Genomic DNA, 17,376 nt, shown 5'->3' on the forward strand with positions numbered 1-17,376 from the left:
GGGAGTTTTAGTTCATTCTTTACCACTATCCGTTCAAAAAGGTACATTTAGAACGGATAACCGATGGCAAAATGCAACGCCATGCTGTCCTTGAACTTGGGAATATTATAATACCCCGACTTCCCGGTATCATACGGATCATGCAGCCCGATACCCAAGTCCAGACGAAAAACAAGAAAGTCCAAATCGTAACGCAAGCCAAATCCCGTGCCCAAAGCAATCTGTTTCGGGAAATTCTTCAACGTAAATTCACCATTCGGGCGGTTTTCATCTTTACGCATCAGCCATACATTGCCGGCATCCAAGAATACGGCTCCATGCAAGTCGGCAATCATACGGAAGCGATACTCGATATTGGCTTCCATGCGAATATCACCCACGTGGTTGATATAGGTATATTTCCTATCCGTCTCGGGAGGATAACCGCCCGGACCTATACTGCGTGCAGAAAAGGCGCGCACACTGTTGGCACCACCGATATAGAACTGTTCCGTATAAGGTGCGGTCGTAGCGTTGCCATACGACCATATTACCCCTCCCGCAATACGCGAAGCAATCATCTGGTTCTTGTCTATCCGGTAATGGTACCTGAATTCCGAATTCAACTTCAGGAACTGTGCAAAAGGTACCCCGAAAAGCTTCTTTCCTTCCTCACTGAACGGCTTGCCGAAAATACGGTAGACGGCAGAAGTCAGGTTACCGGCCGACGCAACGGTGGTCTGCCACCAGATGGGGTTACGCTTGCCGCGCACGGAAGCGTTGTCATAAGTATAGGTGTACTCCATGGCAGGAATGAACTGGTCGCGCAAACTAACGTAGAGTGCTGGATTCTCGGCACGCAACGTATCGAAAGCGGCAGTAGGATTGCGCAGTACATTGAATGTCAACCGGAAAGGAGTTATACTGTGCCTGGAAGTCGATTTGGGCTGGAAGTCATAAGTGACATTACCGCCAAAAGCCAACAGCTTATAATACTTGGCACGGTTCATCTGGTCGGCATATAAACGGAAAGTCGTTGTAGCCGGGAAGTCATACTCACGGTCGCCCATCCTGGGAAACACCACGCGCGGAAAGATAAGCGAAGTGGAGATACCCAGTTCATAGCTGTTCATTAGGGAAGAACTTGCCTTGCCCGTCTGCCATTCGTACGAACCGTTCAACTTCACATTCCAGCTTTCACCACCACCGAAGACATTATTCTTCGTCACCGTAAAAGCGGCACCCGGTCCCGTCTGGTTATTACTCTTCATGGTGACATTAAAATCCAATTCCGCATCGTAGGGTTTATCGAGCGCGGCAATGACCTTCACATCCAATGTATCAGACACAAACGCCGTATCACGTGGTATATACTGCATCTCCGCATAACGGAAAATACCGACGCTTGCCAGACGCTCCTGAATACGGGTCTGACGGTACAAACTATACAAACTCTGCATAGAACGCTGGCGGGCAATACCTGCGCTGTCCTGTATCTGGCGCTTCCGCCGATAACCTTGATAGTTCAACCAACGGTAAAGCATATTGGGACGTACCGGAGGTTTGTTGTAGTAATGTATGGTCAAGCCTTTGTAATCCATGCTGTCATTGGGTTCCTGCCCCTGCTTTCCAAGAAGATATACGGATTTACGCCCCACACGGAACTGCTTCTCGGCTACCTTTGGCATACCGGGAACGGGAATCAAGCGCATCTGGACATGCCCATTAGGAACCATCATGGTATCGGCTTGATAGGTCAGGTAGTCGGGACGGAAATAATAACAGCCCACATTACGCAGCAGGGTACTGATACGGGTACGCTCCCCATCCAGATCAGCCACATTGAATTGTTCTCCCGGACTGATAAGGGAACGTCGGCGCCCCAGCTCCATAATGCGAGTGGTACGTTGGTTGAAACCACGATAGTACACCGTATCTATAAAGTAAGGATTACGCATGTTCACCGTATATTGCAACTTTGCCTTCAGCGAGTCTTTCGGGTCGATAAATGTCTTGTAGCTGACGCTTCCGTTGAAATAGCCGTAATCGCGCAGCAAGTTAACCGCCGCCTTCTGACGTATATCGGGATTCACCGTAGACAGAAGCACCGGAGTGGCGGCAAATTTATTGAATATCCACTTTCCGAGTCCCTTCTCATACTTCTGGAAACCATTGTAAATCCACAGTCCGAAAGGAAAGGGATAGCGGATAGTAGAGCTCCCCAGCAACGAATTGTTCGGTGCCGTAGCAAGGGCGGCTTCCACCTCTTCCATGGCAATCTCGCCAACAGACGTTTCACTGCGGTTCAATACAATCATCGGCTTTTGTCCGGTATAGAGTATCTCCCCCTCGGGCAAGTGCTTCGTGGTGGAGCAACCTGCCAGAAATATCAATCCTGCAATATATAATATCAGTCGTTTCATATCACATTCCTACTTTTTCATATCGCTGTTTTCAGCCTCCGGTTTTATCTTTTTCTTCCTGAAGATGAAGAGTTCACCCAACCGGTCCATCTTCCGGCGCAGCACAAGGCCAACACCCGTTTCGGTTATCTCACCGTCGAGTATGCTTTCGTAGTTCTTATTATGGAATACACGGACATATCGGGTACCCGACGCATCAAGACGGTATTCCAGCGATATATTGTCAATGAATGATTCCGCATCGTTCGTCGCATTGGCCCCGGTGGATACTTTTCCACCGATGACTATCTGTACGCGATCGTTGAAGAAACGCTGGGAATAACGGAAACTGAAGTCTTTCTGCGTGTCGCCCGTTTCAGCAGAGGTACGGTCTTCCACACCTACACTGATATTGGCACCTTTTATACCTCCCGCCAAGGAGTTTATCTGGCTCTGAAGCACTGAGTTCAAGGCGGCTCCCATTGACAAACCTCCTCCTTTGGCGCCGCTATTCAAGTAAATACCCGTAGCAAGCATCGCAATAGCCTGCTTACTACGCTCTTCTGCCCCCATTGCCTGCAGCTCATTCTCTACTGTGCCATCTTCGGGCGCCGAAATATCGAATATAAGATCGGGAGCGTCAAGCCTGTTCTTGATGGAAATGGAAACATCGAAGTTCACCATGCGCGAACCGTCCCCGTCACCGTCGGCCACAGAAGCACGCATACGTTCCGTAGCCTTTAGGCTTAGCGTAGGATTCATAATATTCCCTCGCCAATCCACATAACTGCCGGGATTGAACTGAAACTCCTTCAAGGGGATGATAGGCAGCGAATATTTCATGACGCCACCCGAAAGGGTATAGCGTCCGGTAAGGCTCATATCCCCTTGGGGAGTATACTGCATATTCAAATCACCGCCACCTTCCAGTTCGATGTATTTGCTGCGGTCGGGACTCAAGTCGGCACGAAGACGGACAGCATCGTCAATATGGACGGACATATACATTTCCAATCCTCCCAACGACATGGCAGGAACTTCATCCGCCTTTACCGACGTCGTATCGGTGAATGAGGTAAAGGTAACCAGCCCACTGAGACGGTCTTCCACCGTTAAAGGGGAATCGGTCAACACGTAGGTTACGTTGGTATTGCCCAGCAGATTCATGTTTCCACGCATCGTGAGCCCGTCAAGCGGTCCCTTCACCGTGGCATGCAAGTCAACGAACACCTTTCCATATACCAGACTTTCGCGGGTACGCGGTGCATCCAGCAACGTATAGTTCTCTGCCAGCAGATTGAGGTTGGCAGTAGGACGCTCCATATTCCGGAAATCAACCTTACCGTCAATCGTAAACGGATTCTTGCTGGTGGTATAAATGGCAAACTTATCGAATATCAACTGATTGTCCTTTATCTGCACCGGACGGTTGTCGAACCAGTAACGTGCTCCCGCCTGGCGTGCATAGACAGACACACTGTCCAAAACAATATCACCATGCATTTGAGGCTTATCCAGCGAACCGTAAATATAAAGCCCTCCATCAATATCTCCGGTAAAGGCCACCATTTGGTCAGGGATGAATGCATTGGCCATCTTCAATGGGAAATGCTCGAAACGAGTGGACACTTCCAGAGTATCCTTTCCGTTCTTCTGCGTCAAGATACCGTCGGCGGTCATCACTTCTTCGTTATCATGTGTAAAATAGGTATTCAAATAGTGCGTATTCTTGTCGCCCGGCAACCAGGTAGCCCCCAGACCTATATCTCCAACCGGTTGGCGTTCGTAGGTCAGTTTCTCTACATTGGCTTCGGCGGACACCTGCAGGGAAGTGGCAGTCTGTATATAATTTGCTTCGGCGGAGAACAATCCCGTAAGCCGAGGCATATAAGGAAGTACCTCCGTAAGTTCATCCAGGCGCAATCGGCTCAGTTCTACGTTTATATTCTGCAAGGAAAGGGTATCATTCTTGTCGGATTGCATACGGAAACACAGACCATCGTCGCTGTCCATATCAATATTGGCATAGACGCGCATATTCTTATGCAGATAAATCCAGTTACTATTGTCCGCAAAGTGGAATTTACGGAAAGCGATAATCGGCTCGGCAGGAATAAGGTTCAGCAGCACACCATCACCGCGACCATGTCCTTCGGTCAACGGACGGGCGTTAATACCGAACAGCACACCGGTCTGCCCTTTTCCATCCACATAATCCACAGTCAGCTCCGCATCTTCATTACGGACTTCACCCGTCAGTGTACTGCGGAACACAAACTGCGGGTTCTTGGGACCGTTTATGACACCACCTTGCAACTTCATGCGGGCAGTATCCTGCTTTACTGTAAAAAATATTGTATCGAGCTGCAAGGAGTCCATGCGCAATCCGTGAACAGCTGTACGCCCATTGATGCCGACTTGCGGAGTAAATCCGAAGCTCAGTTTGAAATCATTATAGGAAATACCCTTTGCAGCCAGGAAATAGCTGACGGGATTCTGGTTACCGGCTTCCAGATGCATGCCGGCTGAAGGAAGGACTTGTCGCAAAGCGGCATGGTCCAAACGCCGTTCATCAATCTGCTTTGTCAGGATAGAGACAAATTTATCCGACTGTTCCATCAACTTCTTCAACGTGCTATGAGCGCGGAAACGCAGATTCAAGTCACCGGCATCAAGCCTCAACTCGAGAGAATCATGACGTGCCTCCGCTCCCATTGTAAAGGCAAATGGGTGTTTCAACGGTCGGGGCACCAACCCCAGCTTGTGCAGATTCACCTCTTCCACATTCAAATCCAAAGCGCCATCCAGATAGCTGCGGTCAAGACGCATATCTGCATTTCCCTGCATCTTGAGAAGAACATTATCGCTGGCAAGACGGACAGTAGCAACGGATGACTTGAGTCCGGCATGCACATCCACACCGGAAATGTCCCAATGGCCATACTGTAGTTTTTCCAAGGAGGCATTCAAAGCAGCCACAGTCTTTCGTGATGCCACATCCACCCCTTGTCCCTTAGCGGACATCTTTACCGTAAGAGTATAAATAGAGTCCTTGGGCAGGAAGTGATGCACCTGCAAGTTGTTGATGGCAAGGTCGGCATGGTAGGCTTCCGTAGCAAGATTATAGGCGGCATCCAGATTCAAGGCGCCTTCCTTCTCCTGCAGTTTCAGGGCGGCAGTGCACTGCGCCCCCTCCATACCGACACGTGCCGCAAGGTGCATACTGTCCGGCACGATGACGGAGCCATCGGGAGCAATGTCAGCTAGTCCGGTCAGGAAGTTCAAGTTCTGCGTATGCATCTCGAAGTCCATGTTTCCATTGCGTTTCACACTGTCGGCCAGGTTCCAGAATTCTCCTCCCCCACTCAACGAAAAGGCTCCGGGCAGCTCAGCCGTAAAACGGGAAATCTGCATCTGCTTCAGGTTTCCTTCCGTACCGGCATGAATCACCAACGGACGGAACGGATAGGCTTCCTTGAAAGTTTCCGGCAGGCCACCGGCAAAAAGCAGTACATCCTGTTTGCCGATACGGGCATTGAAACGGGCTGTCAAACGGCCGGTGGTAGGTATATTTATCAGTTCCCAGTAAGTCTGTGCCGTAAGATTCATCTCACTATGAGGTGTCAGCAACTTCAAAGAAGGGATACGGATAACGGTAGAGTCGGCAAACAACCGCCCGGTCAGGGAAGTTACACTCAAACCGGAACGCTCATACATGGAAAATTCCCGGATAACGGCATTCATATCTCTACCGTAGTACATCACAGAATCAATGCCCATACGAATGTCGTGAAGAGCAATGTGCGAGGGGTCGAAACCTATCGCACTCCCCGGGCCGCCGGTATCATAATTGACAGAAGTTCCAGTCAGCAGGAATTTTCTCCAGCCATAGAACTGGTGTTTCAGGTCGGCAGCAGCGTCCGCAATCTCAGCATTTCCGATATGGGCTTTCAGCCCCATGGAGTCCAATGGCATCTGTAAATCGACCGAGACGTTCTTCAACTTCAGGGTATGGAGTGTGACTTTCCAGTTTAACGCAGTGTCAGTAGTGTCCTTGGGAGTCTCAGTGGTATCTGCAAGCATTACCTGCACATGGGTATCGCTCAATTCTATATTATTGAGAATAGCATCTTCTTTTGTAAGGTCTATGCCATGGCTTTCGAAAAAGAAATGCCCCAGTACCCCTTTGATGCACATACCTTCCATTAAATTGGAAGAGTTAACAGCAACTTGTTTCAGGGTAATGTCATCCACCTCCACTTTCCCTTTGAGTAAAGGCCATGCCTGCACCCGCACGTTCAAACTTCCAAGATTCAGCAAAGTATCGGGATGCTGCACCTCAACAGCACTGTCGGCAGGCTGTACCACCAATACACCGCGAACCAACAAATTCAAAGGAAAGCGAAGGTCAATCCGCTCCACAGATATGTCCATACCCGTAGCATCTGATGCAATTGCTGTAGCCTGCTTCCGTATCAAATTCTGTACGGGAGGCACATAGAGCAGTATCATCAATATTATAAACAGTATAATAGGAGTAAGCAGCACCCACAGTGCTATTCTCAACCATTTTCTTCTCATCGGAACGTCAATCTTTCATCGTATTTAAAAGTCCTACAAAGTAAACAATTTCTTTCGACATTTGGTTCCCGATAGAGAAAAATCATGTATTCTTCTCTGTTCCCCCATTACGGAAAAGCTGTTGCCTGAGTAATGACATCCTCTATCAAAACGAGGGCGGCAAGGGCGTGCTCTTTCAACTCTCCGGTAAAAGGCACTCCATGCGAAGTTTCCAACAGTTTCAGCAATGCAACCAGTTCCGTAGCTCCAATCAACGTAAAGAGGGGAATCATTTTGTGGGAGACAGCAGCCATCTCGTCCACATCCTCATTCTCCACAGCCTTCTGCAAACGCTCCGCATTGAGACGGGTTTCAGCCACAAAACTTTCCAGAATGGACTTTGCGGCCTCGGGGTCATCGACCGAAAAAACGGTGAGCGAAGAGAATTTATACCCCGGGCAAGCCGAAGTTTCCGAAACTTCTGTAACCTCCTTCCCTTTGTCCTCCACATTCAATTCATGCAGCAATTCACTGACGGTAAACGGCTTATGCAGGCATCCGGCAAAGCCATGCGCCGTAAATTCCTCACGCTGCATGTCACTGCGAGCAGTGACAGCAATCACCGGAACAGACTGTGCCTGCGGTATGTTCGAAGCACGCAGCAGTTTCAGTAAATCAAAACCATTAATAGCAGGCATCTGCACATCAGTAAGCAGAACATCAAAGGTTGCAGTGCGCAAGGCATCCAGCAATTCATCCAGTTGTAAACAAGAAACAGAATTTATACCACTCTGCTGAAGCATGGCGGCAGTAAGGGTAAGTTGAATACGGTCATCATCGATAAGGAGGACATTCTTCAATGAAGAACAAGGAACGGAGAATGAAGAATTGCCCTCCGGCGTGACAACACAGCCCAATTCTTCATCCTTCATTCTACGCCTTTCGCTCCTTACGGGATAGATAGGAATATATATCGTGAAAGTGCTTCCCTTACCTGGTACACTGTCTACATCAATCGTACCTTCAAGTAACTGTACCAACATACGGACGATGGAAAGTCCGAGTCCGAACCCTTCTTTACCCTGAGCACCCGGTAATCGGGTGAATTCCTGGAAGATACGCTCACGGTCAGCAGGCTCCATACCTCTACCCGTATCAGCAATGGCAACTACCAGTCGACGGTCCTCGTAACGGGCAGTCATGGTAATACCGCCTTGGTCCGTAAACTTCACGGCATTGGACAGCAAATTGTTGATAATCTGACGCAGACGCAAGGGGTCACAAATATAGGTACCGTCCAGCTCCGGGGCAATGTCGCAATGAAGCGCCAGCCCTTTGGCAGCCGTAAGCGGTTCAAAACTTACGTGTATCTCTTCAAGCAGGCGGGAAGGATGAAAAGTGACCCGGTTGACTTCAGCCTTGTTCAAATCAAGACGATGGAAGTCGAGCAAATCAACGACCAGCTTCAGCAGATGCTCCGATGAGGTTTTCATATTGTCCAGATAGAACCGCTGGCGCTCATCCACCGTCAGACGGGAAAGCAAATCGGCATAGCCCATGATAGAACCGAGCGGGGCTTTGAAATCATGGGTAATGGCAAGCATCAGTTTTTCACGGACAGCAAGTAAATCTTCGGCACGACGGCGGGCCTCTTCCAACTCACGGCGGTAACGGTTGCTTCGAGTTATGTCGCGACCGATGATAATAAGGAAAAAAACGGAAAGCAATACCGCACCTACGGCAATGCCACTGATAATCTTGGCCGAACGGCGTCGGACCGCCTGTTGATACTCGGCTTCCGTCCGTGCACGCAGCAGAGTTTCCGTCTCATAATCTTTCAGCAAACTGTCAATACGAGCGGTCAGCATATGGTCCAAGCGTTGCAGATAGCGTTTACGTCGTTGTATAACAGTGTTTACAGCTTTTTTCTGCTGGGCCACAGCACGCAGTTTCTCATGCAAAGAATCGGCCGGATTATAAGGTTCAATCACCGTATCCGTCGCAAATTCGAGGGAGGTCTTCACCTGGATAGCCGTATCTTTCTTTGGGGGGACAAACACTTCACCCAAACGACGGAAAAAACCCTTCTTCCGAGGGCGTGTCACGACGGTATCCCGATGTGTAATGATACGGTGCTGCACACGTTGCTGGGTCACTACTGAGTCCTGCTGGGCAATTATCTGCTCAATGTCACTGGTGGATACCATGCTGTCATTCGCCTCACTCAGCGTACGCAGCATTCTTATCGTATTGGTATCCTTCTCGCGTATCAAAGCTAGTACGCTGTCTGTCCATTGTACATCGCGGTCATCGGTAAGAATAAGGTTCTCCATCTCCCGGTGTACGAAGAACAAGGAAAAAAACAATACCGCCAGCAACAAAGTGTAGCCTACGGCAATCTTTACTTTGGAGACACTGTTCATATTATCAAATCCTTTCCCTGGTCTGTCTACGGAATCTCAGCCACAGCATCACCCCTGCACTGGTCAGTCCAAACGGGAAAGCCATCCAGACCCCCGTCAGTCCCCAGCCGAAGATGAAACCGCAGAGGTAACCTACGGGCAAAGATATAACAAAATAGGATATAAATGCAATAATCATCATCGGTTTCACATCCGAGATACCACGCAGGGCATTGGCAAAATTAATCTGCAATCCGTCACCGAACTGGTAAATCAGGAACGGAAAGAAGAGAGCGGCTACCATACCGGACACTTCCATATTATCTGTAAACCATCCTCCGACCTGACCGCGAAGTGCAAAGACAATACTCAACAGCACCACTTCCATGCATAAGATGACGTGAAGGCCAGCATACGCCGAACGGCGCACATTCTGCCCGTCGCCCTGCCCCTTAAAGTTACTGACACGCACAGCAACTGCAGCACCCATGCCATAATACATCATGAAGGTGAACTGAGAGACAGTGAGCATTATCTGATGTGATGCCAGAGCAAGTGTCCCCAGCCACCCCACCATGACAACACTGAGGCTGAAGGAAGCGGTCTCCATTCCCATCTGCATACCGACAGGCCAGCCCAAAGCATTGAGTTTCCTGAACATCGGTGTCGACCATCCCAGCCTCATAAATCCGAGTCTATAACGGATAAAACGGCGACTACGAAGCACAATCACCGCAAAGACCACGACCATCACAATGCGAGAGAACAAGGTACTTACACCCGCGCCAAGCAATCCCATCTCCGGGAAACCCAATTTTCCATTGATCAGAATATAGTTTCCTACGATGTTAAGCGCATTCCCTCCAAGCAGAATCCACATAGCCGTCTTGGTGTCGGTGATGCCATCCGTAAACTGTTTAAAGCCGTTGAACAACATGACAAAAACCAGTGAAGCAAGCAGCACTAGATAATAAGGCTTAATCAGAGGCAGTAATTCTTCGGGCTGCCCCAGCCGTTCCACATTGAAATACAGAACAGCCATGACAAGAGTCAGCAATAAAGCTACCAGCACATTGGCCACCAGACTGCACCGTAACGCTTGTCCGGCTTCGGCAAAACGGCGGTTACCGTAGAAGCCTCCCACAACCGGGGTCAGCCCGTAGCTGAACCCCGTACTGAAAATAATACAGAGAGTAAACAGATTGTTTACGAAAGAAGCGGCACCCAGCTCTTCCGTGCTATGATGCCCAATCATCAGCGTATCGGCAAACCCCAGCACAATGACTCCCAACTGCCCCACCACAATGGGTAGTCCCAGGAGAAGCAATGCTTTGTAGTGTTGCTTATACGTATCAAATAAATTTCTCATACTAAAGGTTTTCTTTTTGGTAATAAAGCACAATCCCATTTTCATCGCGGAAGGTCTGTTGGGCTACCCTATGAAGCTGTTCTGCCGTCACAGAGCGGTAATTGTCCACTTCACGGTCTATGTCTTCCGCCTGCCCGGTCAGTTCAAACCAGGCAAGGTTCGTGGCAACATTCAGATAATTGATGTTGCCGAATATCTGTGTAGACTCAAACTTGTTCTTTACTTTCTCCAATTCCTGCTCTCCAACAAACCCGGATTTCAACTCTTCCAACTCTTTCCGGACAGCAGCCTCGGCTTGCTCCAAAGATACGCCAGCAGATGGCTTTCCACTGATATGCAGCAGTCCGGCATCCCGTGTACCGGAGATATAGGCATCGAGACTGGAAAAGAGCTTTTGCTCCTGCACCAGCCTGCGGGTCAAGCGACTGGAACGTCCATTGCTCAGAATATCCGACAGAATATCGAAGGCATAATAATCGGCATCTTCACGACTGCACATGTGATAAGCCATGAACAAAGCATCCAGAGGAACATTCCGTTCCACCGTCTGCCGGCGTTCCGCCGTCTGTACAACTTCTTGCGGTAATTGTCTTACAGGCACATTCCTACGGGGAATAGGAGCAAACCATTTTTCAGTCAGCCTAATCGTTTCTTCCCACGAAATATTTCCGGTAACGGCCAGAACTGCATTATTAGGTGCATAAAAACGGAAAAAGAATTCCTTTACCTCATCCAGCGTGGCATTGGCAATGTGAGAGAGGTCTTTCCCGATAGTAGGCCAGCGATAAGGATGCGTTTGATAAGCCAAAGGACGAAGCAGATGCCCCACATCACCATACGGCTGGTTCAGACAACGTTGCTTGAACTCCTCCATCACCACTGCACGCTGCACCTCAAGACTTTGCTCACTGAATGCCAGTTCCAGCATACGGTCGGACTCCAGCCAGAAGCCGATTTCCACATTCGATTTTGGAACCGTCAGGTAGTAATTGGTAATATCATTATTGGTCCATGCATTATTCTCCCCACCTGCCAGTTGCAAAGGAGCGTCATAATCAGGAATATGCACCGAACCTCCAAACATCAGATGCTCAAACAAATGGGCAAAGCCCGTATGCTCGGGATGCTCGTCACGGGCACCTACGTCATAAACAATATTCAAGGCAACCATCTGCGTGCTGGTATCTTCATTGTGCACCAACCGCAGACCGTTGTCAAATATCTTTTTGTTTATCTTCATAAAATAGAATGACAGAATCTATCATCAATCTATCACTGTCACTTTTTTAATAACCACATCCTCTTCAGGACGGTCGTTACGATCAGTCTTGACCTTCTGTATTTTATCAACTATATCCATACCTTCCAGCACTTCACCGAATACGGTATATGCACCGTCCAAATGCGGAGTACCACCCATGGTAGTATAAGCCTTCACCTGCTCGGGAGTAAACTTGAACTCCGGTTCCTTGGCAACCTGAGCCTCTGCCTGCGCAATCAAAGAATCTTGCAAATCCATCAGACCGTCCTGGTCATTATTCTTACGCATCTTGTAGATTTCCTTCATATGCTTCTGGGCCAATGCATTGAAAGCATTGTTCAGGCGCATCTGATTCATCTGCTGTTCCATCCCCAGCAAGGTAGAGTCATTATACACTTTTCCAGTCACAATGTAGAACTGGCAGCCGGATGATGCCTTGTCGGGATTCACCTCATCACCCTGGCGTGCAGCCGACAAAGCACCTTTTTTGTGAAAATACTGCGGATAAACAAATTCGGCAGGAACAGTATAACCTACGTCGCCTGCCCCCAGCATCTTGCCTTTTGGAGCCTTTTTCGATTCCGGGTCACCTGCTTGTATCATAAAGTCCTTGATGACACGGTGGAACAGCGTACCTTCATACGTGCCGTCTTTCACCAGCTTAATAAAGTTATCACGATGTTTCGGGGTTTCATTATACAGTTTCACGGTGATGTCACCCGCACTTGTTTCAATCTTCAGCTTCGTTTCTTTTTCCATATTTTCCTCTTTCTTTTGTCCCGGCTTGCAAGCAGTCAAACCGCAAACCAGTATAGTTAATAATACAATTAGATTCCTTTTCATTTTGTTTTTTATTTAATTTAAGTTTGCAAATATACTAAAATCAGACAAAAGCACTTACCTTTGCCTACATAAAAGAGATAAAAGGCAAAAGCAATGACATCCATATTAATTGTAGAAGATGATATTACTTACGGCATGATGCTAAAAACATGGCTCGGCAAAAAAGGTTTCCAAGTAACCTCCACCAGCAGCATTGCCCGTGCTCAAAAACATATTGAGTCGGAAACCGTGGACTTGATTTTGTCTGACCTACGCCTGCCCGACAAAGATGGCATTGACTTATTGAAATGGCTGGGCGAACACGGCCTGCAAATACCGCTTATCATCATGACGGGATACGCTGACATACAGTCGGCCGTCCAAGCCATGAAACTGGGAGCCTGCGATTACATTGCCAAGCCTGTGAATCCGGACGAATTACTGAAAAAAATAGGCGAAGCCTTGAATGCATCATCCTCCGCTTTGAAACAGATGATGCATCCGTCCCGAACAGATGACGCGTTTACCCCAAACAGACCATCCGTCTCGCCTAAACAGACGATGCATTCCGACAAGATGAAAAATCAGTCTCAGAAGAGTGCAGAAGGCTCATTGTCTTCCTCCGACTTCCTCGAAGGAGAGAGCGACGCAGCCAAACAACTCTACAATTATGTGAAACTGGTTTCACCTACCAATATGTCCGTACTCATCAATGGTGCCAGCGGAACGGGCAAAGAATACGTAGCCCATCGCATCCACCAGCTCAGCAAGCGTGCCGACCGGCCGTTTGTAGCCATCGATTGCGGTTCTATCCCCAAAGAATTGGCCGCTTCGGAATTCTTCGGGCATATAAAGGGCGCCTTTACCGGCGCACTGACCGACAAAACGGGCGCTTTCGTCGAAGCCAACGGCGGTACCATCTTCCTGGATGAGATAGGCAATCTGAGCTATGAAGTGCAAATACAACTGCTGCGTGCTTTGCAAGAACGCAAGATACGTCCGGTTGGTTCAAACAAAGAGATAAGCGTGGACATACGTCTGGTATCCGCCACCAACGAAAATCTGGAGCAAGCCATCGAAAAAGGAACGTTCCGTGAGGATTTATATCACCGTATCAATGAATTCACCCTGCGCATGCCGCAACTCAAAGACCGCCGTGAAGACATCTTGCTCTTTGCCAATTTCTTTCTGGACCAGGCCAACCGCGAAATGGACAAGCAACTGACCGGCTTTGATGACAAAGCATCCCGCGCCTTATTGGAATACCCCTGGCCTGGCAATCTGCGACAAATGAAGAATATGGTACGCCGTGCAACCCTGCTGGCACAAGGCAAATTCATTACTATCAACGAACTAAGTGAACTGAAAGAACCTGCATCGGCCATCATCGGCATCCCTCTCCGCAATGAGGAGGCAGAGAAGCGTCAAATCATCGAAGCCCTACGGCAGACGGGAAACAACAAGAGCCGCGCTGCACAACTGTTGGGCATTGACCGCAAAACGCTGTACAACAAGTTGAAGCTTTATAACATATCCGACTAAAAGATGTGGAATAATTCCACACTCCTCTCCACACATTCCCCACTTTTCCACATTATACTACACTTTGCATAAAAACATATACATCTAGTTATCAAAGCATTACCCAACAGACAATTCTTTTGGCACACCATTTGACTTGTATTAAGTACAAGCAACAAGCGCTACAACAAACAAGCACTTAGACTTAACAATAAGATATAGCAACCTAAAAGCAAATGAATTATGAAAAAATTAGTATTAGTAGCAGCCCTGTTTATGTTTGTTTGTGGCGGAACGTTCTTGGCTCAAGCTAAGGCTCCGGTAGAACAGCCGAGTAAGACAACAACCTTGTCTAACGACACTGTGGTAACGGATACTTTGCAGAAAGCCGAGAACGTCCAAGACACAGCAAAAGTGGCCCAATAACAGTAAGCACACTACAACAAAAAGCCGTTTCCTCCTTGTCTATTCTGGGAAACGGCTTTTTTAATTGATAGTTGATAGTTGTCAACTAAGAAATCACCAATGTCTTTCCGGATAAAGGTCATTCCACCATGCCGGACTATCCTGCAACCAGCGGGCAAACCAAGCCATAATTGAATTGTGCCACAATTCACGTTTTGCATAATCAAGTACAAAATGGTTTTCACCATCTACGGTAATAAATTCCACCGGCTTACCCAATATCTTCAGCGCATTATACAATTGGATACTTTCACCGATAGGCACGTTTGTATCTACCGTGCCATGCAGCAACAACAGAGGGGTATTAATCTTGTCCGCATTGAACAATGCTCCATGCTTCGTAAACAAATCAGGATTATTCCAAGGATAGCTATCGGCTGCCGCAACAGAGTTATAGGAATATCCCCAATAACCCTCGCCCCAATAGCTCGTTACATTGCTGATGCCAGCATGCGAGGCAGCGGCAGCAAACATATCCGTCTTAGTCTGCAGATACATCGTCATGAATCCTCCATAAGAGGCACCCAGGCATCCGATACGTTTATCGTTGACAAACGGATGGGCTGCACAGAATTTCTTCGTACCTTCAATGATCTCATCGGCCGTACGCTCACCCCATGCATTGACATGGCGTGCAGAGAACTCCTGGCCGTACCCGATGGCACCACTGGGCTGGATAACATAAACCACATAGTCACGTGACGCAAACAACTGTGCACAGTACGGGGAAGTTATACCGCGGGTTGTAGGAGTCGTTCCTCCATAATAGTATACGATAAGCGGATACTTCTTGTTCGGGTCAAAAGACGGCGGCAGACAAACCATTCCCTTTATCTCCGTACCGTCCGAAGCTGTAAAGTTCCACTCTTCCATCTGTCCCAGCTCAATCTTATCGAGGATGGGCTTCATGGGATTGGCAAGCAGGGTGGAAACTTTTTTCTTCGTGTCGTACGTATAGGCTACGCCCGTGCTGGTGTTTCCTCCGCCCACATAGGCAGCCACAACCGGATTGTCATTGGCCAGCGTGAAGGAAGTAATCACATCCTCTTCAAGCGGAAGCATTTCAAAGCCGCCCGTCTTCGGAACATAACGGTATATATGCCTGCAATCCCCATCAGTCGTATCGAAATAGATACATCCGTCCACACGGTTCCACTGCACGGGAGACACTGTAGGATTGAAATCGCGCGTGATAGCCTGCACTTTCTTTGTAGCCAAATCCATAATGAATGCTTGGGTATCAAAGTCATTGGCTATGGGATGTTCACCGCAATTCTTGCCAATGCCTCCGAAAGCAGACGGACTGCCCGTCACCAGAAGCTGCTTCCCATCCGGAGAGTAAGAAGCACTTCCCAGATAAGCATCCCAGGCGACCAGCGTATCTGCCTGCAAGGTGGCCAAATCAATCTCGAAAAGAGAAGAGAGGGAGAAAGGGCATTGAGTAATGTCCGGCTTGGAAGTGCTGCACAACAGTTTCTTGCCATCCGGGGAAATATCATTCAGATAGACGTTGTGACTACCGTAGGTCAGACGCTCGGAAAGTCCCGTCGCCACATCGTATTTCATGAGATAATAGCGGTCACGAGAATTGGGGATACGGTCGTCCGGATGCAAGAGACGTTTCAACGGGCCACTCACCTTTTCGCCCTCGTCCGTGAGCATATAGATAAGATAGTCTTCTGTAGGAGACCAGCTGAAATATCCTTCGGGAACATTCTTCAGCAGCACTTCCTCACGCATCGTGGCAGGATCGAACACAACCAGGTCATTCTGCTCCTCGCCCATAACCGTATAATAGAGCTTGTTGCTGTTGGGCATCCAGTTCATCTTTTCATTGGCATTGGGCAATATCACCCGGCCGGTCTTTACCTCGGTCAGCTCACAACGGGTCCTGGAACGCTTCACGTCGTAATTGTCCGAATAGCGGGTCAGCAGATACTTGCCGTTGGGCGAAAGAGAAACCCTGCTCGCTCGGGAGCCGAAATTGGTGTTGAACAAAGAGAAACGTCTCTTCATGTCCGGTGCCATCCGGCAGGCTACATCGGCAAAGTCCTTTTCCTTTTCAAATTCGCATTTCAGCATCGGCTGCATCTTGTCGTCCGCGCTTGAAAGCAACTTGATGACAATCTCATAATCCGCTTCGGGGTCCATACGCAAACTGACAGCCGTAGGACGGACCTGCGACAAGCTGTCCTCCGCTGTCTCCTTGACTTGCTTGGATTCACCGTTTACAAACACCTCAAAACGGGCAGGAGAATATACATTCAGCTTACCCTTCATGAAACGCTCCGCACGCAGATTGGTAGCAAACAGATAGAACAGATTGTCCTTGTCCGCCTTTGCCACAGTTACATATCCAGCCGTATCAGCAACCATACGTTCGTACCGACCTCCGTCGAAGTCGAGACTGACCTTCGTCTTCAGAAGATTGCCGGTAGTAAACTTGTCTCCCTTGAAGTTGATACTATCGCCCTGGAGGGGAGTGCGCACCGTAACGGCCGGACGCACGTTATACTCAGCAACTCTTTCCTGAGCTTGGGCAGCCAATCCCGCAAGGAGCAGCAAACCCGACAAAACTGTGATTTTCTTCATTAC

The 17,376-nt window shown here is 48.6% G+C and carries 9 protein-coding genes; 2 read left to right on the forward strand and 7 right to left on the reverse strand.

Going from position 1 to position 17,376, the window contains the following annotated elements; all coding sequences use genetic code 11:
* Window positions 1-47: 47 nt before the first annotated feature.
* The 6 genes from DWY57_RS16740 to DWY57_RS16765 all read right to left on the reverse strand — a co-directional run bounded on the left by DWY57_RS16740 (window position 48) and on the right by DWY57_RS16765 (window position 12,816).
* On the reverse strand, window positions 48-2,402 hold the full coding sequence (locus tag DWY57_RS16740) for a BamA/TamA family outer membrane protein (protein WP_117966304.1): 2,355 nt from the start codon (window positions 2,400-2,402) through the stop codon (window positions 48-50).
* 9 nt (window positions 2,403-2,411) lie between these two features.
* Entirely contained in the window at window positions 2,412-6,962 is a 4,551-nt protein-coding gene (locus DWY57_RS16745; protein WP_117966301.1) for a translocation/assembly module TamB domain-containing protein, read from the reverse strand.
* A gap of 107 nt (window positions 6,963-7,069) precedes the next feature.
* Window positions 7,070-9,364, reverse strand: coding sequence for an ATP-binding protein (locus DWY57_RS16750; RefSeq protein WP_117599220.1), 2,295 nt, complete (start codon window positions 9,362-9,364; stop codon window positions 7,070-7,072).
* A 4-nt stretch (window positions 9,365-9,368) separates the two neighbouring features.
* Window positions 9,369-10,712, reverse strand: coding sequence for an MATE family efflux transporter (locus DWY57_RS16755; protein ID WP_117599219.1), 1,344 nt, complete (start codon window positions 10,710-10,712; stop codon window positions 9,369-9,371).
* 1 nt (window position 10,713) lies between these two features.
* Window positions 10,714-11,952, reverse strand: coding sequence for a pitrilysin family protein (locus DWY57_RS16760; RefSeq protein ID WP_117599218.1), 1,239 nt, complete (start codon window positions 11,950-11,952; stop codon window positions 10,714-10,716).
* A 24-nt stretch (window positions 11,953-11,976) separates the two neighbouring features.
* Entirely contained in the window at window positions 11,977-12,816 is an 840-nt protein-coding gene (locus tag DWY57_RS16765) for a peptidylprolyl isomerase (RefSeq protein ID WP_117599217.1), read from the reverse strand.
* 93 nt (window positions 12,817-12,909) lie between these two features.
* Between DWY57_RS16765 and DWY57_RS16770 the strand changes: the two genes are divergently transcribed.
* Both DWY57_RS16770 and DWY57_RS16775 read left to right on the forward strand, forming a co-directional pair.
* On the forward strand, window positions 12,910-14,337 hold the full coding sequence (locus DWY57_RS16770; RefSeq protein ID WP_117599216.1) for a sigma-54 dependent transcriptional regulator: 1,428 nt from the start codon (window positions 12,910-12,912) through the stop codon (window positions 14,335-14,337).
* Between the two features lie 222 nt (window positions 14,338-14,559).
* Window positions 14,560-14,742 (forward strand): hypothetical protein, encoded by a 183-nt coding sequence (locus DWY57_RS16775; protein ID WP_005828596.1) that lies wholly within the window; start codon window positions 14,560-14,562, stop codon window positions 14,740-14,742.
* 93 nt (window positions 14,743-14,835) lie between these two features.
* Here DWY57_RS16775 and DWY57_RS16780 read toward each other — a convergent pair whose 3' ends face one another.
* The gene (locus tag DWY57_RS16780) at window positions 14,836-17,373 is read right to left on the reverse strand and encodes a prolyl oligopeptidase family serine peptidase (protein ID WP_117599215.1); all 2,538 of its coding nucleotides are present in this window, start codon (window positions 17,371-17,373) and stop codon (window positions 14,836-14,838) included.
* Window positions 17,374-17,376 lie beyond the last annotated feature (3 nt).

The organism is Bacteroides sp. AF25-5LB, from assembly GCF_003602965.1.
GTDB lineage: Bacteria > Bacteroidota > Bacteroidia > Bacteroidales > Bacteroidaceae > Bacteroides > Bacteroides uniformis.